Annotated in this window: 17 protein-coding genes; 7 read left to right on the top strand and 10 right to left on the bottom strand. The window is 32.7% G+C overall.

Annotated elements, in window-relative coordinates; genetic code table 11:
• Positions 1-52: 52 nt before the first annotated feature.
• The 3 genes from AC4FQX_RS12050 to AC4FQX_RS12040 all read right to left on the bottom strand — a co-directional run bounded on the left by AC4FQX_RS12050 (position 53) and on the right by AC4FQX_RS12040 (position 2808).
• Entirely contained in the window at positions 53-1741 is a 1689-nt protein-coding gene (locus tag AC4FQX_RS12050) for a SulP family inorganic anion transporter (RefSeq protein WP_491167955.1), read from the bottom strand.
• 94 nt (positions 1742-1835) lie between these two features.
• A complete protein-coding gene (locus tag AC4FQX_RS12045) occupies positions 1836-2087 on the bottom strand; it encodes a hypothetical protein (RefSeq protein WP_491167954.1) in 252 nt (83 codons plus the stop codon).
• A gap of 241 nt (positions 2088-2328) precedes the next feature.
• Positions 2329-2808 carry a Dps family protein gene (locus tag AC4FQX_RS12040; protein WP_491167953.1) on the bottom strand — a complete coding sequence of 160 codons (480 nt, stop codon included), beginning with the start codon at positions 2806-2808 and terminating at the stop codon, positions 2329-2331.
• Positions 2809-2914: 106 nt separating this feature from the next.
• Here AC4FQX_RS12040 and AC4FQX_RS12035 point away from each other — a divergent pair, with 106 nt between their 5' ends.
• Complete coding sequence (locus AC4FQX_RS12035; RefSeq protein WP_491167952.1) at positions 2915-3871, top strand: hydrogen peroxide-inducible genes activator; 957 nt, start codon at positions 2915-2917, stop codon at positions 3869-3871.
• Positions 3872-3886: 15 nt separating this feature from the next.
• On the opposite strand, the gene AC4FQX_RS12030 is transcribed toward AC4FQX_RS12035, so the two are convergent.
• Together AC4FQX_RS12030 and mnmC2 are read right to left on the bottom strand one after the other, a co-directional pair.
• Positions 3887-4084 (bottom strand): hypothetical protein, encoded by a 198-nt coding sequence (locus AC4FQX_RS12030; protein ID WP_491167951.1) that lies wholly within the window; start codon positions 4082-4084, stop codon positions 3887-3889.
• A gap of 112 nt (positions 4085-4196) precedes the next feature.
• Positions 4197-4865, bottom strand: a complete 669-nt coding sequence (mnmC2, locus tag AC4FQX_RS12025) for a tRNA (5-methylaminomethyl-2-thiouridine)(34)-methyltransferase MnmC2 (RefSeq protein ID WP_491167950.1) — start codon at positions 4863-4865, stop codon at positions 4197-4199.
• Between the two features lie 438 nt (positions 4866-5303).
• Between mnmC2 and AC4FQX_RS12020 the strand changes: the two genes are divergently transcribed.
• The 3 genes from AC4FQX_RS12020 to AC4FQX_RS12010 all read left to right on the top strand — a co-directional run bounded on the left by AC4FQX_RS12020 (position 5304) and on the right by AC4FQX_RS12010 (position 10257).
• The gene (locus tag AC4FQX_RS12020) at positions 5304-6371 is read left to right on the top strand and encodes a branched-chain amino acid aminotransferase (RefSeq protein ID WP_491167949.1); all 1068 of its coding nucleotides are present in this window, start codon (positions 5304-5306) and stop codon (positions 6369-6371) included.
• Positions 6372-6669: 298 nt separating this feature from the next.
• Entirely contained in the window at positions 6670-9501 is a 2832-nt protein-coding gene (uvrA, locus tag AC4FQX_RS12015; protein ID WP_491167948.1) for an excinuclease ABC subunit UvrA, read from the top strand.
• Between the two features lie 30 nt (positions 9502-9531).
• Positions 9532-10257, top strand: coding sequence for an LOG family protein (locus AC4FQX_RS12010; protein WP_491167947.1), 726 nt, complete (start codon positions 9532-9534; stop codon positions 10255-10257).
• A gap of 148 nt (positions 10258-10405) precedes the next feature.
• On the opposite strand, the gene AC4FQX_RS12005 is transcribed toward AC4FQX_RS12010, so the two are convergent.
• From AC4FQX_RS12005 to AC4FQX_RS11990, 4 genes are all read right to left on the bottom strand, one after another.
• Positions 10406-10945, bottom strand: a complete 540-nt coding sequence (locus AC4FQX_RS12005; protein ID WP_491167946.1) for a hypothetical protein — start codon at positions 10943-10945, stop codon at positions 10406-10408.
• 52 nt (positions 10946-10997) lie between these two features.
• Positions 10998-11540 (bottom strand): hypothetical protein, encoded by a 543-nt coding sequence (locus AC4FQX_RS12000; RefSeq protein ID WP_491167945.1) that lies wholly within the window; start codon positions 11538-11540, stop codon positions 10998-11000.
• A complete protein-coding gene (locus AC4FQX_RS11995) occupies positions 11540-12994 on the bottom strand; it encodes a DUF3289 family protein (protein WP_491167944.1) in 1455 nt (484 codons plus the stop codon). The genes AC4FQX_RS12000 and AC4FQX_RS11995 overlap by 1 nt, the downstream gene beginning before the upstream one ends.
• Before the next feature lie 265 nt (positions 12995-13259).
• Positions 13260-14045: a HEPN domain-containing protein gene (locus tag AC4FQX_RS11990; protein ID WP_491167943.1), complete on the bottom strand. Its 786-nt coding sequence runs from the start codon at positions 14043-14045 to the stop codon at positions 13260-13262.
• A 371-nt stretch (positions 14046-14416) separates the two neighbouring features.
• On the opposite strand from AC4FQX_RS11990, the gene AC4FQX_RS11985 reads away from it, so the two are divergent.
• From AC4FQX_RS11985 to AC4FQX_RS11975, 3 genes are all read left to right on the top strand, one after another.
• Entirely contained in the window at positions 14417-15700 is a 1284-nt protein-coding gene (locus tag AC4FQX_RS11985; protein ID WP_491167942.1) for a T9SS type A sorting domain-containing protein, read from the top strand.
• Between the two features lie 81 nt (positions 15701-15781).
• The gene (locus AC4FQX_RS11980; protein WP_491167982.1) at positions 15782-18529 is read left to right on the top strand and encodes a gluzincin family metallopeptidase; all 2748 of its coding nucleotides are present in this window, start codon (positions 15782-15784) and stop codon (positions 18527-18529) included.
• Positions 18530-18789: 260 nt separating this feature from the next.
• The gene (locus AC4FQX_RS11975) at positions 18790-21195 is read left to right on the top strand and encodes an alpha-ketoacid dehydrogenase subunit alpha/beta (RefSeq protein ID WP_491167941.1); all 2406 of its coding nucleotides are present in this window, start codon (positions 18790-18792) and stop codon (positions 21193-21195) included.
• 132 nt (positions 21196-21327) lie between these two features.
• Here the strand turns inward: AC4FQX_RS11975 and AC4FQX_RS11970 are convergent, their stop codons facing one another.
• Positions 21328-22002, bottom strand: coding sequence for a 3-keto-alpha-glucoside-1,2-lyase-like domain-containing protein (locus AC4FQX_RS11970; protein ID WP_491167940.1), 675 nt, complete (start codon positions 22000-22002; stop codon positions 21328-21330).
• Positions 22003-22086: the final 84 nt, after the last annotated feature.

The raw sequence follows: 22086 nt of genomic DNA, 5'->3' as shown, positions 1-22086 counted from the left end.
TATATATATTATTGTAAAATTATTATTGTCATTTCATTTCCGAGAAGAAAAATTAACAATTTTTTTCTGTTTTTGTAATTTGTATTTTTTCTAATTCTGTTATAACTTCTTTATAAGATGAAATAGCATTCTTTCTTATGGTTGCTATATTTTCATGTTCTATTACAACATGATTCAGATTATGATCCGTATTTGTCATTTCATAAGCCTCTTTAAAACCAACTAATGTCAGCTCTATATTCTTTTCTTTTGCATTGACAGTACCAAATTCTTTTATAAGATCCAATATATCATGTGCAATATAAACCGTATCAGAAGCATTAATAATCACTTTTGAATCAGCTGGCAAATGAGCTAGAGTCATTTTTATTGCTGCTTTATTCAGAAAAGAAACCTCTTGTGCCAGATCTATAGTAATAAGATCTCCATCAACGTATTCTTCTTTTTTAAAATAGTAGGCTCTCTTTAAATTTCCTCTCAAAATAAACAGAATACTTACTACTATTCCTAAAGCAACTCCTTTTAGTAAATCTGTAAATACGACTGCTAAAAGTGTAGCAATAAAAGGAATAAACTGATACTTTCCTTTTTCCCAAAAATGTCTTATAACTGATGGTTTTGCTAGTTTATACCCTACTAATAGTAAAATAGCTGCCAGTGTTGCCAACGGAATTTTATTCAATAACATCGGTATAGCCAGTACACTTATTAAAAGTAATAGACCATGTATGATTGCTGACATTTTTGTTTTTGCACCTGCAGTTACATTCGCAGAAGAACGTACAACCACAGAAGTCATTGGAAGTCCTCCTAACAAAGAACTTATTACATTACCAATTCCTTGAGCTTTTAATTCATTATTTGTACCTGTATAACGTTTCTGAGGATCCATTCGATCTGCCGCCTCAATACATAATAATGTTTCGATAGATGCCACAATTGCTATTGTTACTGCAATAACCCATACCTGAGGATTTAGTATCCCTGAAAAATCAGGAGTTACAATAATAGCCTTAAATTCCTCAATAGAACCAGGCATTGGAAGTGAAACCAAATGTTCTTCTGAAATAGCCAGAGAACTCCCTGTACTAATAAAAATCTCATTCAGTATAATACCGATTCCCACAGCAATTAAAGCTCCCGGAACCAATTTTAGTTTTTTCAAAAAAGGAACTTTATCCCAAGAAATCAATATTGTCAGAGAAACTAAAGTTATAATCACTGACCCAAGCTGAAAATGCTCAAAAAGAGCAACAAATGAACTGAATATATTTGATCCGTCTGCGTTTACAAAAGAAAGACTTCCTTCATAATCATTATCAAAACCAACAGCATGCGGGATTTGTTTTAAGATAATGATAATTCCGATACCGGCTAACATACCTTCAATTACATTCGTAGGAAAATAATTAGAAATACTTCCTGCCTTGAGAAAACCAAGAGCTAATTGCATTAACCCTGCAAGAAATACAGCAGTAAGAAAAATATTAAAAGCTCCCAAATCTGTAATTGCTGTTAATATGATTGCTGTTAATCCGGCTGCCGGACCAGAAACACTAATATGGGACTGGCTTAAATATCCTACTACGATACCGCCTATTATACCGGAAATAATACCAGAAAATAAAGGGGCTCCTGAAGCCATCGCAATTCCTAAACATAAAGGAAGAGCTACTAAGAAAACTACTAAACCAGAAGCAAAATCCGATTTAATATTGGAAAAAAGATGGATTGATTTCATTACAATACCTTTTAAAATTTAAAATAAACATGAGTATCACTATAAAAAAAGTGACAAATTGATACATTTTGCAATACGCAAAACAGCGTTTAAATTAAATTCTGTTAGGAGGGGGTAATACTATATTTTTCGATATATTATCATACTTTAATAAGTAGTTAGAAAATATAAGAGGTGCTTTTGTAGAAAAAACAAGAAAGAAAATATCTGAAATAATAGACTGTGCCTCAGTTTTTACTTCTTTATGATGACAATTCTCTTCATTCATACTGTAAACCATAGAAGTATTAACATCATCAGACAGCACTCCTACTATGGTAGGAGTCGAAAGAAATGTTATAAACATCAATAATACTATTTTCACAGCAAATTTCATGGTGCAATAATAACTGTTTCTTTTTTTAATTAAAAATATTATAAATAGATTTAATGTAAATTTAACATGCTATTAAGCTACAAAACGCACTTAATTAAGCTAAAATCTGACAAAATATGCTTTAACACCTCATTTTACACCAATTTATATAAAAACAAAATCGGGTACTTAATGAAATTAAATACCCGATTATATAATTAAAAGCAAAGTTTTATACTCCCTCTTCTAACCATGCTTTCATCATCCAGATCGTTTTTTCCTGTTCCTGAATAAAGTCACTCATCATAGAGTTTGTTCCTTCATCATTTACCTCATCTGATTTATCTAAAATTACTCTTTCAATATCCAAAAGAGAGACTAATGACTCTACTATCAGATGCACTGCTTTCTCATCATTGGAAATATTTTTACCAACAGTTAGTTTATTATGTTTAATGTAATCTTCAAACGTATGTAACGGAGTTCCTCCTAAAGTAAGAATACGCTCAGCGATTGAATCTACTTTTGTTTGTGCATCAATATACAGTTCTTCAAACTTAGCATGTAATTCAAAAAAACGTTTACCTCTAATATTCCAGTGTAAACCTCTCATGTTCTGATAATAAACCTGGAAATTAGATAGCAACTCATTTAATTGTATAACTAATACTTCTGATTCTTTAATAGGCAATCCTATACTATTATTTTTCATAATGCATATTTTATTTATATTAATACTTCAAATTTAAGAAAAATTCACCCGTTTAACCATAAAAGAAATTGATAGTTTTTATATCTTTATCGAAAATATTTATACCATGACTATTACGCAATTATATTACGTTCTCGCTGTAGCAGAAAATAAAAATTTCACTCTGGCTGCAGAAAAATGTTTTGTTACACAGCCCACATTAAGCATGCAGATCCAAAAACTTGAAGAAGAACTTGAAGTTCAGATATTTGACAGAACTAAAAAACCAATTCAGTTAACAGAAATAGGTCAGAAAATTGTTAATCAGGCTAAAAATATAGTCAACGAATCCGATCGAATCAAAGATATTGTAGATCAGCAAAAAGGGTTTATTGGGGGAGAATTCAGATTAGGAATAATTCCAACGGTAATGCCTACTCTACTCCCTATGTTCTTAAATAACTTTGTAAAAAAATACCCAAAAGTAAAACTAATCATTGAAGAGCAGAATACAGAAGATATCATAATAAAGCTTAAAAATGGTCACTTAGATGCTGCTATTGCCGCAACACCTCTGGAAGAAGATAATATTAAAGAGATTGTTCTGTATTATGAACCTTTTGTAGCTTATATTCCTGAAAACAGCAGTAATTATTCAAAAGAAAAAATTAACGTATCTGATCTGGATACGGATAATATATTACTGTTACAGGATGGGCATTGTTTCAGAGAAGGAATTCTAAATTTATGTAAAAATGCAAATAATGCCACAACTAATAATTTTCAGATAGAAAGCGGCAGTTTTGAAACACTTATTAAACTGGCAGATGAAGGTTTAGGAATAACTTTACTCCCTTACCTGCATACTTTAGATATAAATGAACAGGGGAAAAACAAACTACGCTCATTCAATGAACCCGTTCCTGCCCGGGAAGTAAGTATCATTTATCCAAAAAGTGAATTAAAAATACATATTATTGAAGCTTTAAAAACTACAATATCCGGTGTAGTTAGAGGAGCAATTGCTTTTCAGGATGTAAAGATCATCAGCCCACTTCAAAAAACAAAAAAAGGAGCTGTTTAGGCTCCTTTTTATTTTTTATTGATTAACAATTACCAGACATTTTTTTAATTCCGGTCTTCCGATTGTATAATTTAATAACCAATCTTTTAATTCTTCAATCTCATATGGTAATAATGATTTTACAGCTTTTTCTAACTCCTTGAAAAACAACAAAGGATCAAAACTTACTCTCTCAAGTATTGCTTTTGTATAAGTAAACATTGGTCGTGACATAATATATCTTTGTTTATTGTTTAGACATTTTCTCAATAAGAACGTATTGTAAAAATACTCAATAAAAAGGCACATACTCCTAATTTAAAGTTAATTTACATTTTATAAATTGTTAAATAGCTTTTTTAAAAGCGACCATCATCTCTCTCTTCCCTGGTGGTCCCGGCACCTTTTTAACTTCAAAACCAGCTTCTTGCATTGCTCTTTTAATAGCTCCTCTGGCTGCATATGTTACAAGCATTCCTTCCTGTTTTAATGCTTTATACATTATCAAAAATATAGCCGGACTCCATAATTCAGGCTGAACCCGAAACCCAAAAGCATCAAAATAAATCAGATCAAATGTATTCTCTTCTTTTATATCCTGAAAAAAAAGTTGCTTCTTAATAAGTCGAAACAGAGAATCCAATACAATTTCTTTTCCCCACTCTGATTGATGAATAGTATCAAAAACATCCTGATACTCTTCTGCTTCTAATTCTTTTACATAATTAAAAGAAGAAACTTCCTCTAATGCAACAGGATAAGCTTCTACTCCAACATACTGTATCTCTATATTTCTTTTTTTTGCTTCTAAAAAAGTAATAAAAGTATTTAATCCTGTTCCAAAACCAATCTCCAAAACTGAAACCGGAGATTCAGAAAACAAAGACAATCCATTTTTGATAAACACATGATAGGCTTCCTGAATCGCTCCGAATTTAGAATGATAACTCTCATTCCATTCCGGCAGAAAGATTGTTGTTGAACCATCTGATGTCGTTATAATTTCTCTTTTCAAAATATTTTTATTTATATATCCGGATCAAAATCTTTTATATTACTTACCATGAAACAACGATTTGATCTTTTTATTTTACAAAAACAAAAATACAACTAAGAAACAGAATTAATTTATCCTCATTATTAATTTTAAACAGTTATTTTCTTCTAAGATTAATAACTTAATACTTCTTTTTTCATAGGAGATACTACTTAAGATTCGGATTTTGATACCTTTTTAGGTTAAACAATATCAAAGTGACTATTTTCTCTAATCAAAAAAAAATCTTAAAATCGGTTTTAAATTATATTATTCATAATTAGAACTCAGAAACATTCTATTTTTTATTATTTTTGCGGAAATAATAGACCCAGTTATTAACTATCGTAAAATATAAATTTCAGTGATTTATTTTATAAACTCCTAAAATTTATATTTTATAAATAAAAACCCATAATGAGTACAAACAGCACAGTAAATGGAATTGAAATAACAAAAGTTCCAGCTTCAAAAATTGATACTATAGATTTTGAGAACCTTCCTTTTGGAAGTACTTTTACAGATCACATGCTAATTTGTGATTATAAAGATGGTGTTTGGGGGAAACCACAAATTAAACCTTATGAGCCTTTTTTAATGGATCCTTCTTCCAGAGTGTTCCATTATGGACAAGCTATTTTTGAAGGAATGAAAGCGTTTAAAGACACAAATGATGATGTTTGGCTTTTCAGACCAGATGAAAATTTTAAAAGATTCAATAAATCTGCTGTAAGACTGGCAATGCCCGAGATTTCTGAGTCTATATTTTTAGGTGGACTACACGAAATACTAAATTTGGAAAGAGAATGGGTTAAGAAAGAAAAAGGAAGTTCTCTATATATCAGACCCTTCATGATTGCCACAGGAACAGGAGTAATTGCTTCTCCATCTAACGAATATCGTTTTGCTATCATCTTATCACCTGCTAAATCTTACTTTTCCGGTGATGTAAAAGTAATTATATCAGAATATTACAGTAGAGCTGCTGATGGTGGAATTGGTGCTGCAAAAGCTGCCGGTAATTACTCCGCTCAGTTTTACCCTACAAAATTAGCAAATGAAAAAGGATTCCAACAAGTTATCTGGACCAACTCCGATAATACTCTTGTCGAAGAATCCGGAACAATGAATGTCTTTTTCAGAATTAATAATACGATCTATACAGCTCCTACAAGTGAAAGAATATTAGATGGTATTACCAGAAAAAGTTTAATTGATCTTGCAAAAAGAGACGGAGTCGATATTGTAATAAGACCAATACTTGTTACAGAAATTATTGAAGCTGCAAAAAATGGCACTCTAAAAGAAATATTCGGAGCAGGTACCGCAGCTATAATAAGTCCAATATCAGGATTCTCATATAAAGAAGAATATTTTGATGTCCCAAAAACAGAAGATTCCGTTGCTTTACAACTAAAAGAAAAATTAAACAACATACAATATAAACTAGCCGAAGATACTTTTGGCTGGACCGTGAAAGTATAGTTAATAATGGATAATTGATAGTTGATAGTTTTTGTGAAAAGTAAGATGACAATACAGCTTCCCCTCCTCTGGAGGGGTGCCCAAAGGGCGGGGTGGTGTTTTAGTCGATAGTTTCCTCTCAATTGATAGTTAATAGTTGATAATTAATAGTTTTCAATATTTTCTTTGTTCCTTTAAACCTTTGAACCTCATTTTAAGACTTTCGACATTGGACTTTCGACTTATTAACCTCAAACTTTAAATCAAAAACTCTTCACTTCAAATCAAAATAGTACCTTTGTATCTTTTGCCAAAAATTATGATACAGTCAGAGGATAATATTGAAGTATTAGGTGCACGAGTACACAATCTTAAAAATATAGATGTAACTATTCCCCGTGAAAAACTGGTAGTAATTACCGGTCTTTCAGGAAGTGGTAAATCTTCTTTAGCATTTGACACTATTTATGCTGAAGGACAACGTAGATATGTAGAAACTTTTTCTGCTTATGCACGTCAGTTTCTTGGAAGTCTGGAACGTCCTGATGTTGATAAAATAGACGGGCTTTCTCCTGTTATTGCTATTGAACAGAAAACAACCAGTAAAAGTCCTAGATCAACAGTAGGTACAATTACAGAAATCTATGACTTTCTCCGTTTGCTTTTTGCCCGTGCAGGAGATGCCTACAGTTATAATACCGGAGAAAAAATGGTCAGTTACAGTGACGACCAGATTAAGGCACTTATTATACAGGAATATATAGGTAGGCGCATCAATATCTTAGCTCCCATTATACGATCCAGAAAAGGTCATTATCGTGAGCTATTCGAACAGATCTCAAAACAAGGGTTTTTAAAAGTTCGTGTTGATGGAGAAATCAAAGATATAGAAAGCGGACTTAAATTAGACCGATACAAAACACATGATATAGAAACAGTCATTGACAGAATGATCATTGAAGATACTCCTGACAATGACAAACGTCTTACGGAAAGTATCAATACTGCCATGCATCATGGAGATAATGTTCTGATGATATTAGATCAGGATACCAACGAAGTACGCTATTTTAGTAGAAATTTAATGTGCCCTACTACAGGAATATCATACCCTAATCCTGAACCAAACAATTTTTCTTTTAACTCTCCAAAGGGAGCCTGCGATCATTGTAATGGTCTGGGAACGGTTAATGAGATCAACATAATAAAAATCATTCCAGATCCAAAACTATCCATTAAAGCTGGTGGATTTGCTCCTTTGGGAGAATATAAAAATACCTGGATATTCAAACAGCTTGAAATTATTGGAGAAAAATTCAGTTTTACGATCAATGATCCTATCGAAACTATTCCCGCAGAAGCAATGGAAATGATTCTGAATGGCGGTAAAGAAAAATTCTCTGTAGAATCAAAAACTCTGGGAATTACCCGGGATTATAAAATTGATTTTGAAGGAATTTCCAGTTTTATTAAAAACCAGTTTGATGAAAGTGGTTCTACTTCGATCAAACGCTGGGCAAAAGAATTCATGGATGAAATTAGTTGTCCTGAATGTAACAGTACACGTTTAAAAAAAGAAGCTTTATACTTTAAGATCAATGAAAGAAATATCGCTGAATTATCAGAAATGGACATCAGCGAATTAGGAGAATGGTTTGAAACTTTAGAGCAGCATATTTCTGAAAAACAAAAAATAATCGCTAGCGAAATCATTAAAGAAATAAAATCTAGATTAGGGTTTCTTCTTGATGTCGGACTAAATTACTTAGCACTGAACCGCAGTTCAAAATCACTTTCCGGCGGTGAAGCACAACGTATCAGATTAGCAACACAAATCGGCTCACAATTAGTCGGAGTTCTTTATATTCTGGACGAGCCGAGTATCGGTCTGCACCAGAGAGATAATGAAAAACTGATCCATTCTTTAGAGCAACTAAGAGACATCGGTAACTCTGTAATTGTAGTCGAGCATGATAAAGATATGATCGAACGTGCGGATTATGTAATCGATATTGGTCCTGCTGCCGGAAGATTTGGCGGAGAAATCGTCAGTATCGGAACACCTGCCGAAATACTGAAACACCATACGCTTACTGCTTCTTATCTAAATGGGGAAAAGAAAATCGAGATCCCGAAAAAGAGACGTGAAGGCAACGGGAAAATATTAAAACTGACCGGAGCAACCGGTAATAACTTAAAAAATGTTTCCATTGAACTTCCTCTCGGAAAAATGATCTGTGTTACAGGAGTTTCCGGTAGTGGTAAATCTACTTTAATTAACGAAACACTTTACCCTATCTTAAATACTCATTTTTTTAATGCAGTCAAAAAACCTCAACCTTATAAAAAAATAGAAGGTCTGGAAAACATTGATAAAGTAATTGATATTGACCAGTCCCCTATTGGACGGACGCCAAGATCAAATCCGGCTACTTATACTGATGTTTTTTCTGAGATCAGAAGTTTGTATACACAAACCTCTGAAGCAATGATCAGAGGGTACAAACCGGGCAGATTCAGTTTTAATGTAAAAGGAGGACGTTGTGAAACCTGCGAAGGTTCCGGTGTTCGTGTGATCGAAATGAATTTTTTGCCGGATGTATATGTAGAATGTGAAACCTGTCAGGGAAAACGTTTTAACAGAGAAACACTGGAAATACGATATAAAGGAAAATCAATATCCGATATATTGGATATGACCGTAGATGAAGCAGTTCCTTTCTTTGAAAATATTCCTAAAATATATCGAAAAGTAAAAACGATACAAGATGTTGGTTTAGGTTATATTACCCTTGGTCAGCAAAGTACAACCCTTTCCGGCGGAGAGGCACAGCGTATTAAACTCGCAACCGAATTATCTAAAAAAGATACCGGAAATACTTTCTATATCCTTGATGAACCTACCACAGGTCTGCACTTTGAAGATATTCGCGTTCTGATGGAAGTAATTGATAAACTGGTAGATAAAGGGAATACAGTACTAATCATCGAACATAATATGGATGTGATTAAACTAGCCGATTATATTATCGATATTGGATATGAAGGCGGTAAAAACGGAGGACAATTAATTGCAAAAGGAACTCCTGAAGAAATTATAAAAAATAAAAAAAGTTATACAGCTCAGTTTCTGAAAAAAGAACTGAGTTAGTATGTATGTACAATTAATATCAGAATAAAAATGTCAAAAGAGAAATATGAAAATGATGACGAGAGAATCAAAGCTCGATTTAATCAGAAAACGTGGACAGAAATAAGAACCAATGATTCATGGGCTATCTTCAAGATTATGTCCGAGCTTGTAAATGGTTTTGAGAATATGGGAAGAATGGGACCCTGCGTTACCATCTTTGGTTCAGCGAGAACAAAACCGGATGAAAAATACTATTTACTAGCAGAAAAAATTGCTTATAAAATTACTAAAGCAGGTTATGGCGTCATAACAGGCGGTGGTCCCGGAATTATGGAAGCCGGAAATAAAGGAGCTCATTTTGGAGGTGGAACATCTGTTGGTTTAAACATCGAGCTACCTTTTGAGCAGCATTTTAATCCCTATATCGATCATGACAAAAACTTACAGTTTGACTACTTTTTTGTCAGAAAAGTAATGTTTGTTAAGTATTCACAGGGATTCGTAGTAATGCCGGGAGGCTTTGGAACTTTAGACGAACTGTTTGAAGCAATGACCCTGATACAGACTAAAAAAATTGGAAAATTCCCTATTATATTAGTCGGCACTGATTTCTGGTCCGGACTAATAGACTGGATCAAAACCGTATTATTAGAAAAATACAGCAATATAAACGCCGAGGATATGAATCTGATTAAACTCGTAGATAGTGAAGATGAAGTTCTGGAAGTTCTGGATACTTTCTATAAGAAATATAATCTGAGTCCAAATTTCTAATTGGAAATAGTATAAACTCTATATTGTCATAAATTATTAAACCTGTTCCTTTGCCGAACAGGTTTTTTTATTTCTATTTATCGCTCCTGCAAGGTCACAAAAAGACCTTACTGGTATTATAATCAAATATATTATTTTCTAATCTGTACTATTCCCATTGTTTATCTCCTCTCCATTTAATATCCTCATTATAGATTTTATCCTTACAACCTTCACAATAAATAGTATCCTGATAGTGAATATTATAATTTTTTACATTAGCAATCCATTTACAGGGATCCTGTTCATCTCTCCAATATACAATATCAATGATTCCATCATCAGTACAATCATTATATATTATCTTACTGGAAAATCCTCCCGGATCTTCTGCTTTATTTATAAAATAACTGGTACAACGGGTTTTTTCATAAAAAATATAACCATAGGCTTCAAAATTTAGTGGTAGTTCACATAAATCAAACCTGTTTTCTTTATAATAATCTATAATTTTTCGAGTTAATAATTTCCGGTCTTTATAAGTATTATCAACTAAACTCGTCTCTCTATATATATATATATTCCTTCCTTCATCATCAAAAGTAGAAGTTGTTTTACCGCTTAATTTAGGTAAATAAATAAATTCCAGTTCTTTTTGCTGACATGAAAGAAATATAAAAACAAGAAATAGTATACTTGTTTTTTTCATTATTTTTTTATTTTTAAACGTTCTTCTAATCCTTCTTTAAAATGCTCTATAACTATTCCCATTGCTTATCCCCTCTCCATTTAATTTTCTCATTATAGATTTTATCCTTACAACCTTCACAATAAATAGTATCCTGATAGTGAATATTATAATTTTTTACATTAGCAATCCATTTACAGGGATCCTGTTCATCTCTCCAATATACAATATCAATGATTCCATCATCAGTACAATCATTATATATTATCTTACTGGAAAATCCTCCCGGATCTTCTGCTTTATTTATAAAATAACTGGTACAACGGGTTTTTTTATAAAAATGATAACTATAGGCTTCAAAATTTAATGGTAAACAACAAAAATCAATATGATTCTCTTTAAAATACGCCACGATTTCCTGAGTCATTAATTTCCGATCTTTATAGACGTTATCAACCAAACCAGTTTCCATATATATATATATATATCCTCCTCTTTTACTACTATAAGTAGAGGTTTTTTTACCGCTTAACTTCGGTAAATAAATAAATTCCAGTTCTTTTTGTTGACACGAAAGAAATAGAAAAACAATCAATAGTATACTTATTTTTTTCATTATTTTTGAGTTAAGCGTTCCTGTAATCCTTCTTTAAGGCTACCTGTAAAGGTTTTTTCAAAAGTCATTTTAGTTAAAAAAGGTTTATACCCTCTAAGGTGTTGTAGTATAAACCAGGATCGAAAACCGGCAATATTATAAAACCCCTTATCAGAATCCATATCCGATAAATCCAGTCCAAAATGATCCCAAAGGATAACCTGATAGATTGCTGTATAGTTTTCACCGGAAAATTGTATGGTTTTTAGAACTACTTCTGTTGCCCAGATATCATTTAATGCTAAGGTTCTTCCTTCCAGTAAATTATTATCCCGGGTATAAGGATATAATGGATTTGTAAAAATAGCCTCTTCCCCTTCTTTATCTTTTTTCCCAATAACTTTATTTTTTCCTCTTCTTTTTGCCAAACCCAAAAAATCAGCTTCTATATCTTCTATTTTTTTGGCATCAGTAAAATACTCTTTTATTTTTTGAGCCATATAGTTTTCTACCTGAATGCAGTAGCGCTGGGTACTGGGATTGCCCTTTATCGACTCCGTTAATTTTTCGTTTTCATAGATCCCTCCTTCATTGTTTTGAAATTTTGTGATCATTTCATCCAGTACCGAAGATAAAGCTCCCCAGACCAAAACGCCTTTTAAAGCTCTGAAATTTGCAAATAAAACCACATCAGAATCCTCTGCATTGAATCGCATTAGTTTCCCTAAATTAAGGATTAATTCCCGATCATAAAAAGCAGGATGTACAAAACCGGGTAATGGTTCTGTATTCGAAAAAAGAGCATGCTTTTGAACATCAAAACCACTTTCTTCATATTCATCAATATATTTCTCAACTATTTTAAGTGGGAAAACTCTTTTTCCAGGCATTCTGAGTCCTTGCCCGTAACTCATATCTTCGGCAATATCAGTACCCTCTTCATTTAATCCGGGCATTTTATAACGATCAATAACAACCGGAAGAGGTATTGTTATTCCTTTACAGTTTAAACTGACTGAATCAATCGGTTTGATAAAATAAGCATAGATTCGCATTTCTCTATACGGTAAAGAAATAGCAATATTCTCTCTGCTTTCTTTTACTGGAGAATAATCAACAAGGATTTCATAAATCTTTCCGTCTATTTTCATTTCCCATTTGAGACGTTTTATTTCTCCTTTTCTTGCTTTTCTGTTAAAGGAGGCTTTAAACCAATATTTTGTTCCGGGTATCGGTTTCTCTACTTTTTCATACTTATCATTAAAAGGACCTTCCAGCCTTGTAACCAGAACGGCATCTTCATCTATTTTATCGGGATCAAATTCTCCAAACTTTACTCCTCCGTTTTTTCCGTGTATAATAATTTCCTGAGCTGATGTTATTGTATAGTTGCCTTTAGTAGCCCGAATAATAATTTCTTTTGCTTTCTTTTCGGATAATCCAAATACATTACGGGTTATAGTCCCATATTCCATTTATTATATTTTAACTTTATCTCTCGCAAAATAAGAATTTATTTTAAACATACTTCTAATATTACACTTTACTTTTAGATAAAAAAGTATAAAAAAATAATATTAATTTCTGCTTTCGACAAAAGCGAAACCCAATAAAAATATTTTTCAAATAGAAAGAGGGTTCGTCACCTCCTTCAACAGAAAAGCAACAAAAGGAAATAAAGCAAGAATAGTTCTATACTACCACCCAACAGATTAAAAAAACTGTTCGGAGATTATAAAACTAAATCTGTTTTGCGTATTCGGCGATTTTATCTTTGCTTATTTGTTGGGTGATCTCAAGCAGTCGTTTTACTTTGGGTAACAGAGAATCTATGTCTTCTTTGGTTACTATGAACTTTGGATTATATCGGGCTTCGATATAGGCACTTTTGAGGAGTTCGAATAATCGTTTTTCTTCGGGGGTATCATTGGGGGAAACAGACGGTAAATCGGATGAATATTTTCTTATAAAAGAAAATAGTTTAGATAAATTATGTTGTTTTGGATTGGTTAACGTACAAACTAATCGAATTGCCTGAAAGCTGTTTTCGCAGGCTTGATGGAGAAGAAAAGATGCTTTTTTATATAATTCTTGTTCATAATAAAACTGAGCACCTAATAAAAATTCATTAGCACTTTCAAATCTCTCTTTAAAATATTCTTCTGCTTGTTGTTTTATTTCGTCAAAACGAAGTGGGCGTTGTTCTGCAAGGGTGTGTTTTTTGGTATCATAAAGTACAATCCCTTCTTCTTTGATTTGGGTATAAAAATATCTGCCCGCATCAATATTTTCATTTAACCGATTAATGTTTTCATGAATAAACTCAATGGGAGTTTGTAAGTCCGGATCCTGATAATACATATTATCGATGGCATCAAGGATTTTTGTTGCTCTTTGCTCAGTTACTTTTTCGGTTACTACGAGTATATCATAATCGCTTCTATAGGAGGTGGGAATGCCAAATTCTAGTTTTTCGTCACGGTCTATGTATTCGTTCCGGGCATAACTTCCGTAGAGGATAATCATTTGAGTTTTTGGGAGTCTAGTAGTTATTTGTTCTACAAAACGGAGGAGGTCTCTTTGTTTTTTTGTGGCAGATAAGCAATGGAATTTTTCATGGGGACGATAGTTATTGTGAAACAAAAATAAGTGTATTTTTTGTGATTCTTTTTTGGTGAAATAGTATTTATTGAATTTGCCTGAGGGATAACAAAGAAATCTTTTTTTGTTACTGAAAAAAAAGGTTTTTTTTATTTGTCACAAGTTATATAAAAAAAACAAATTTATTAACAGCAACACTCTTATAATTAGAATAAATTTAATATTTTAGTAAAATCATAAACCAAGACAAAGGTTAACTCTTACTATTCTACGCAATAAACAGCATTTTAAGCCTTATGAAAAAATACGTTCTCTTGTTTTTGGTATTCAGTTTTAACTTTGGATTTAGTCAGAATTCTATAAAAGCGATGTTTTACAACTTATACCGATTTCCTACAAATCCTCCTGCTAACAGGGAGTTTATTCTAAAAAATATTCTGAAGGAATATCATCCTGATCTGTTTATGGTTTGCGAACTGGATTCGGAAGAGGGCGCTGAAAGAATTTTGAAAACGGCAATCCAAACACCATGGAACAATTTTGCCAGAGCTGTATTTGAGCCTATTCGGTCTATAAAGAATCCGGAAAAGGATGCAGAGCTACAACAAACGGTGTTTTACAACAGAGATAAACTCACATTGACTAAGCAAAAGGTTTTACCTACTTATACAAGGGACATTAATCATTATACTTTTAAGTTAAATACTACTGTTTCGGATATTAAACCAATTTATCTGGAAGTATTTGTTTCTCATTTAAAATCGAGTCAGGGACCTGCTAACAGAACGAAGAGACTGAGAATGGTAAATACCTTTTTTACAGCTTTAGAAAACATCCCAAAGGAACATTATGTTTTGTTTTCGGGTGACTTCAATTTTTACAATTCGGATAAAGAGCCCGGTTATCAGAGGCTTATCGACACAACGAATTCTATTGTTATGGTTGATCCTATAGATATGCCGGGGAGATGGCATAATAATATTGATTTTTCAGGAATACACACACAGGCAACAAGAACTTCTGCAATGGGATTTGGTTCGGGTGGTGCAACGGGCGGGCTGGATGATCGGTTTGATTTTATTATGATGTCAGAAAACTTTCATAATAGTGTAGATTTTTATTATGTTGATGGTAGTTATAAATCTTTTGGAAATAACGGGAATTGTATGGATCAGAGGATTAATCATGAAGATTGCGGAGGGTTTTATAATTTAAAACTAAGACAAGACCTTCATGATATGAGTGATCATTTGCCTGTAATTATGGAATTTGAGACGATTCAGGAATTCAGATCTTTTGATTCACCTCCCATTCCGAAAGAAAAAAATAAGCAACCTTTATTATCGTTTGTATCGGGTAACATAGTGGAAGATCATATTCATTTAAAAATAAATACAACTGAACTGACAGCAAACACCGGATTAGACTTTTTTAATATATTGGGACAGAATATAAAGTCAATAAATATTAATAATAATAGTAATGATTTAAAAATAAATATTCAGTCTTTTCCAAAAGGAATTTACTATATTAGATTACAGGATTATTCAGATATAACTTTAAAATTTATAAAAAAGTAATTGAAAAAAATATATAAAATATTTATCCTTATTTCTGTTTTGTTTTTCTCATTCAAACAATATGCACAGCATCATTCTAAAATGATGGTTATTCTTGATAATGAATCTAAAACATTGCATGTAGCGCAAACACTCACCTATTTTAACCAATCACAGGATACTTTAAACTCTATTGTATTAAATGACTGGAATCAGTCATACAGTTCCGGAAATACACCTTTGGGTCGTCGATTTTCTAACGAATTCAATAGAACATACCACTTTGCCGGTCAGAGTGAAAGAGGAAATACAACTATTGCATATATAATAGATGCTAATACTTTAGATCTGAAATGGGAAAGATTAAATAAAGCGCCCGATCTAATTAGAATACAGCTTAATAACCCTATTTATCCTAATCATCGATTTGATATTCGGATTGTCTATACTGTTAAAGTACCAAGCAACCGATTTACAAAATACGGTTATGATAATGATGGTTCTTTCTATCTTAAAAACTGGTTCCTTACTCCTGCCAGATATGAAAACAACCAATTTGCAAAATACAGTAATGAAAATCTGGATGATATTGCGAATGCCGTTTCAGATTTTGATATTTCATTTTCTGCTACTGAAAAAATCAATCTGAATACAGATCTGAACAGTACGGCTATCCCAACAGACAGTTCTTTTATTTATAATCTGGAAGGAAAAAACCGAATTGATTTCAGTCTGGCTGTTCAGTCGGTCAATACTTTTAAGGTTTATAAGAGTGATAGTATCGAAGTTGTTTCTAATTTAAGGTCTGATAAAACAGCGGATTCTGTAAAAGTTGCCATAATCAATAAGATCACACACTTTGTGAATGAGAACATAGGTAAATACCCTCATGAAAAAATTATCGTAACTCAGGCAGATTATGAACGAAATCCATTCTATGGACTCAATCAGCTTCCTTCCTTCATGAGTCCATTTCAGGATGACTTTCTGTTTGAGGTTAAATTTTTAAAAGCCTATTTAAATAATTACCTAAAGACCAGTCTGCGTCTGGATCCGAGAAAGGATAACTGGATTTATGACGGTATACAGGTATACACCATGATGAAATACATGGATAAGTTTTACCCTGACAGTAAAATGATGGGGGAAATATCCGCCTGGAGATTATTAAAAGGTTATCATATTACAAAAATTGATTTTAACGAACAGTATAATTATCTGTACATGCTAATGGTGCGTAAAAATCTTGATCAGCCTATAGGAAATCCAAAAAATACGTTTATTAAATTCAACGAACAGATAGCAGGGAAATATAAAGCCGGTCTTAGTTTTAACTATCTTGATAATTATCTTGATAATGAGATTGTACCCAATAGTATTCGGGAGTTCTATATTGTGAACCAACAGACTCAGACTACCAGAAATGATTTTGAATCTATTTTAAGATCACATACAAATAAAAACCTCAACTGGTTTTTCCATGATGTTATTGATTCCAGAAATATTGTGGATTATAAATTCAAAAAAATAACAAAGACAAAAGACAGTATTACAGTAACCGTTAAAAATAAAGCAAATATTACTGTTCCTATATCTCTGTATGGTATAAAGAATGATACCGTAATTTTTAAAAAATGGTATGACAACATAACTACAGACAGTACCTTTACAATAAGCAGAAATCAAGCAGACAAAGTGGTTTTAAATTATCAAAATGAAGTACCGGAATACAATTTGCGGAACAATTCCAGGTCTTTAAATGGTTTTCTACATATGAATCGTCCTATAAAATTTAATTTTCTGAAAGATATAGAAGATCCGGATTACAATCAGATCTTCTATGTTCCGGCAATCGTTTATAACTTATATGACGGCATATCGCCCGCTATTCGTTTACATAATAAATCCATGCTGGAAAAACCTTTTATATTTGATATAAAGCCTACCTACTCTACTAAAACCAGCTCTTTAACCGGTTCTGCTGCTTTTATAATAAATCAAAATATAAGAGACGGATCCCTTTATAATATAAAATATCTTATTAACGGAACCTATTATCATTATGCTCCTAATGCTGCTTATTTAAAGTTTGCTCCCGCCATTCAGCTAAGAATCAGGGATGAAAATTTCAGAGAAAATAAAAAAGAACTGATACAACTGCGTCAAGTAATTGTCAACAGAGATAAATCATTGATAATTACAGATGAAAAAAATCAAAATTACAGTATTTTTAATGCTAAATACATTAATACTCAGACAGAAATCACACAACATTTTAATCTGGCTACCGATTTACAAATCTCTAATTCTTTCGGAAAAATTTCAGCAGAAATTGAATACAGAAAACTGTTTGATAACAACAGACAGATCAATCTTCGCCTCTTCGCTGGAAATTTTTTATACCGAAACACAACTACTTCAGATTATTTTAGTTTTGCGCTAGATCGTCCCACAGATTATATGTTCGACTATAATTACTACGGACGTTCCGAAAGTACCGGTTTGTTTAGCCAGCAGCTTATTATTTCTGAAGGAGGTTTTAAATCAAAACTGGATACCCCTTATGCAAATCAGTGGATAACGACCATAAATGCAGGTTTCAATATCTGGAACTGGATAGAAGTTTATGGAGATGCCGGTTTTATAAAAAATAGATCTCAAAACGGGAAATTTGTATACGACAGTGGTATACGATTCAACTTAGTACCTGATTTTTTTGAATTATACCTTCCGATATCGTCAAATAACGGATGGGAAATAGCTCAACCCCATTATAACGAAAAGATTCGTTTTATCATAACACTAAGCCCTAAAATATTGATCAATTTATTTACCAGAAAATGGTTTTAATCTTTCTTTATGTAATAAAAATGAAATAAGTAAATCAAAAATCTTTATTTTTTGTTAGAATATTACAAAAATACCTAAAACAATTATTTTAATAATAATTATATTTTTAATAATTTTGTTCATTAAATCATATTTTTTTTCTAATAAAATAACACCATAGAACCAAACTGTTAGTAATAATTAAAAACAATATTTTTTAGTTATTGCTTTATTTCATTGTTTTATTTAAATTTGTCAGGAACAATAGATTTTTCTACAACATGACAAATACAGACGTAAAGCAAACGCTTTCTTTTGAAGATTTTAAAACTGAAGTTCTTAATGACTATAAAATAGCTATTATCAGTAGAGAATGTAGTCTTTTAGGACGACGTGAAGTACTGACAGGAAAAGCAAAGTTTGGAATCTTTGGAGATGGGAAAGAAGTTCCGCAATTAGCAATGGCCAAAGCCTTTAAAAACGGGGATTTCCGTTCCGGTTACTATCGTGATCAGACTTTCATGATGGCAGTTGGCTTACTGACTGTAGAACAATTTTTTGCCGGTTTATATGGTCATACAGACATGGAACTGGAGCCAATGACAGGAGGAAGACAAATGGGAGGACATTTTTCTACCCATAGTTTAAACAAGGACGGATCGTGGAAATCACTAATACTTCAAAAAAACTCAAGTGCCGATATCTCCCCTACTGCAGGGCAAATGCCAAGACTATTAGGTTTAGCCCAAGCTTCAAAAATATACAGAAATATTACAGGTATTCCAAATAAAACCAACTTCTCTATTAATGGTAATGAGATTTCCTGGGGAACTATTGGAAATGCCAGTACTTCCGAGGGTGTGTTTTTTGAAACCATTAATGCAGCAGGTGTTTTACAGGTGCCAATGGTAATGAGTGTGTGGGATGATGAGTATGGAATTTCCGTACACGCAAAACACCAGACCACAAAAGAAAATATTTCTGAAATATTACAAGGTTTTCAGCGTGATGAAGACAACAAAGGATATGAAATACTGAGAGTAGAAGGATGGAATTATCCTGAACTGATCTCAACCTACGAAAAAGCAGCAAAAATTGCTCGCGAAGAGCACGTTCCGGTTCTGATTCATGTAAATGAACTAACACAACCACAAGGACATTCTACTTCAGGATCACATGAAAGATATAAAAGTAAAGAACGTTTAGAATGGGAAACAGAGTTTGACTGTTTAGTACAGATGAGAACCTGGATGATCACTAATAATATTGCTTCCGAAGAAGAAATCGTAACCATAAACTCTGTCGCTAAAAAAGAAGTAATTGAAGGTAAAGAAACTGCCTGGAATGCTTATCTAAATCCTATTAAAAAAGAAAGACAAGAATTACTTTCTTTATTAGGAAAAATAGCTGCTTCAAGTAATAAAAAAATAGCTATCGATAAGTTTTCAGCTGATCTAAAAGAAATTAAAGAACCTAATCGAAAAGATATTCTCGTAACAGCTCGTAAAGTACTACGTCTCATTGTTAATGAAAACAACCGAGAAGAATTAGCAACCTGGATTACCTGTTATACTGAAAAAATCCAACCCGACTTCAGCTCCCACTTATATTCAGAATCTGATAAAAACGTATTCTCTGTTCAAGAAGTAAAACCTTCTTATAATGCAGAATCAGAAGAAGTTGACGGAAGAATAATTATCCGTGATAATTTTGAAGCTTTATTTAGCAAGCACCCTGAAGCACTCATTTTTGGAGAAGATGTAGGAACCATCGGAGATGTTAATCAAGGACTCGAAGGACTACAGGAAAAATTCGGAGAAACACGCATTGGCGATTCCGGTATCCGTGAAGCAACCATAATAGGACAAGGTATAGGAATGGCTTTAAGAGGTCTGCGTCCCATTGCTGAGATTCAATATTTAGATTATTTACTATACGCTATTCAAGTCCTGAGTGATGACCTGGCTACCCTGCAATACAGAACACGTGGAAAACAAAAAGCACCACTAATCATCAGAACCCGAGGCCACAGACTAGAAGGTATCTGGCATTCCGGTTCACCTATGGGAGTGATTATAAATGCATTGAGAGGAATTCATATCCTTGTACCCAGAAACATGACTAAAGCTGCCGGTTTCTATAACACATTATTAGAAGCAGACGAACCCGCTTTGGTAATCGAATGCCTGAACGGTTACCGATTAAAAGAAAAAAAACCAAATAATATCGGTGAGTTCAAAACACCTATCGGCGTTGTGGAAACGATAAAAGAAGGAAAAGATATCACGTTAGTTTCCTATGGCTCCACACTACGATTAGTAGAACAGGCTGCAAAAGAACTTTTAGAAGTAGGTATTGATGCTGAAGTAATAGATATTCAGTCTTTACTACCTTTTGATATTAATCACGATATTGTTAAGAGTATAGCAAAAACCAACCGCATCCTCGTGATTGATGAGGACGTTCCGGGAGGAGCTTCTGCTTATATATTACAACAACTTGTAGATATACAAGGTATTTACGAGCATCTGGACAGCAAACCGGAAACATTAACGGCTAAAGCACATCGTCCGGCTTACGGAACGGATGGAGATTATTTCTCTAAACCATCTGCCGAAGATATTTACGAAAAAGTTTATGCTATTATGAACGAAGCTTTCCCTCAGAAATATCCAAACCTGTATTAGTTTTTTGTAAGATGTGAAAAATGAAATGTAAAAGAAAAACCCCAATCTGATCAGATTGGGGTTTTTCTTTTACATCATATCCTATCCAAAAAAATAAGAGTAATTTTAAAAAAGCTAAATAAAACTATGCTTTTATTCTCTATTAATTTTGAGATCCTTAAAATAACCTTCTGTACCAACATCTACCCAAAGACCAATAGCTCCCTGTATATTAGACCCCAGTTTTAAGTCATTTACTATTAATGATGGTTGCTTGTTATCATTGATAAATAGTTGTGCCTTATTTCCATTTACTTTGATCCTCATGGTAATCCATTCATTTAATCCCATATCGGTATAAGACTCATAAACTTCCGGAGCTTCTTGCCTTAACTTATCATACTTATAATCCGGATAGGCATAATACTGGATACTATGATTTCTGCGAACCTGATTGTCAGCTCTCGCATTTGTTGGACGCAGATAGAAGCTTTCATATTTCGAATTATCCTCATTAATACGGAAAGCAATTCCGATAAATCCACGTGAAAAATCAGGAGCATTTTTCAGCAATCTGCTTAACACCTTAACTTCTATTGTACCATTCGTGAAATTAAAATTACTAAACTTAACAAATGTAGGCTCATCAAATTCTTTTATTAAAGAGTCTTTTACCACTCTTATAACTTCTTTTCCGTCTAGCATATCAATCGATATGAATGTATTAACTGCTTCAGGTCTGTTTTGTGAAAACACTATGTTCTGAGCATCCACTTTCACTGAAGCAAAAACAATAAAGGTTATAATAATAATTGCTGTACTTTTCATATTATAATAATTCATTTGTAAAATCCTGAGTAAACAAGGTAAGTAAAATATTTAATGTGTTAAAACGAATAAACACAAACCAAA

The organism is Flavobacterium sp. AK-301 (assembly GCF_058310215.1).
This window is presented reverse-complemented; position numbering and strand designations above follow the sequence as displayed.

Bases quoted from the DNA above. Each gene is read 5' to 3' on its own strand.
- AC4FQX_RS12010 (WP_491167947.1), top strand. From the start codon at position 9,532: ATGTCAAAAGAGAAATATGAAAATGATGACGAGAGAATCAAAGCTCGA.
- AC4FQX_RS12000 (WP_491167945.1), bottom strand. From the start codon at position 11,540: ATGAAAAAAATAAGTATACTATTGATTGTTTTTCTATTTCTTTCGTGT.
- uvrA (WP_491167948.1), top strand. From the start codon at position 6,670: ATGATACAGTCAGAGGATAATATTGAAGTATTAGGTGCACGAGTACAC.
- AC4FQX_RS11975 (WP_491167941.1), top strand. From the start codon at position 18,790: ATGACAAATACAGACGTAAAGCAAACGCTTTCTTTTGAAGATTTTAAA.
- AC4FQX_RS11985 (WP_491167942.1), top strand. From the start codon at position 14,417: ATGAAAAAATACGTTCTCTTGTTTTTGGTATTCAGTTTTAACTTTGGA.
- AC4FQX_RS12030 (WP_491167951.1), bottom strand. From the start codon at position 4,084: ATGTCACGACCAATGTTTACTTATACAAAAGCAATACTTGAGAGAGTA.
- AC4FQX_RS11990 (WP_491167943.1), bottom strand. From the start codon at position 14,045: ATGATTATCCTCTACGGAAGTTATGCCCGGAACGAATACATAGACCGT.
- AC4FQX_RS12005 (WP_491167946.1), bottom strand. From the start codon at position 10,945: ATGAAAAAAACAAGTATACTATTTCTTGTTTTTATATTTCTTTCATGT.
- AC4FQX_RS12040 (WP_491167953.1), bottom strand. From the start codon at position 2,808: ATGAAAAATAATAGTATAGGATTGCCTATTAAAGAATCAGAAGTATTA.
- AC4FQX_RS12045 (WP_491167954.1), bottom strand. From the start codon at position 2,087: ATGTTTATAACATTTCTTTCGACTCCTACCATAGTAGGAGTGCTGTCT.
- AC4FQX_RS11995 (WP_491167944.1), bottom strand. From the start codon at position 12,994: ATGGAATATGGGACTATAACCCGTAATGTATTTGGATTATCCGAAAAG.
- AC4FQX_RS12035 (WP_491167952.1), top strand. From the start codon at position 2,915: ATGACTATTACGCAATTATATTACGTTCTCGCTGTAGCAGAAAATAAA.
- AC4FQX_RS12050 (WP_491167955.1), bottom strand. From the start codon at position 1,741: ATGAAATCAATCCATCTTTTTTCCAATATTAAATCGGATTTTGCTTCT.
- AC4FQX_RS12020 (WP_491167949.1), top strand. From the start codon at position 5,304: ATGAGTACAAACAGCACAGTAAATGGAATTGAAATAACAAAAGTTCCA.
- AC4FQX_RS11980 (WP_491167982.1), top strand. From the start codon at position 15,782: ATGATGGTTATTCTTGATAATGAATCTAAAACATTGCATGTAGCGCAA.
- AC4FQX_RS11970 (WP_491167940.1), bottom strand. From the start codon at position 22,002: ATGAAAAGTACAGCAATTATTATTATAACCTTTATTGTTTTTGCTTCA.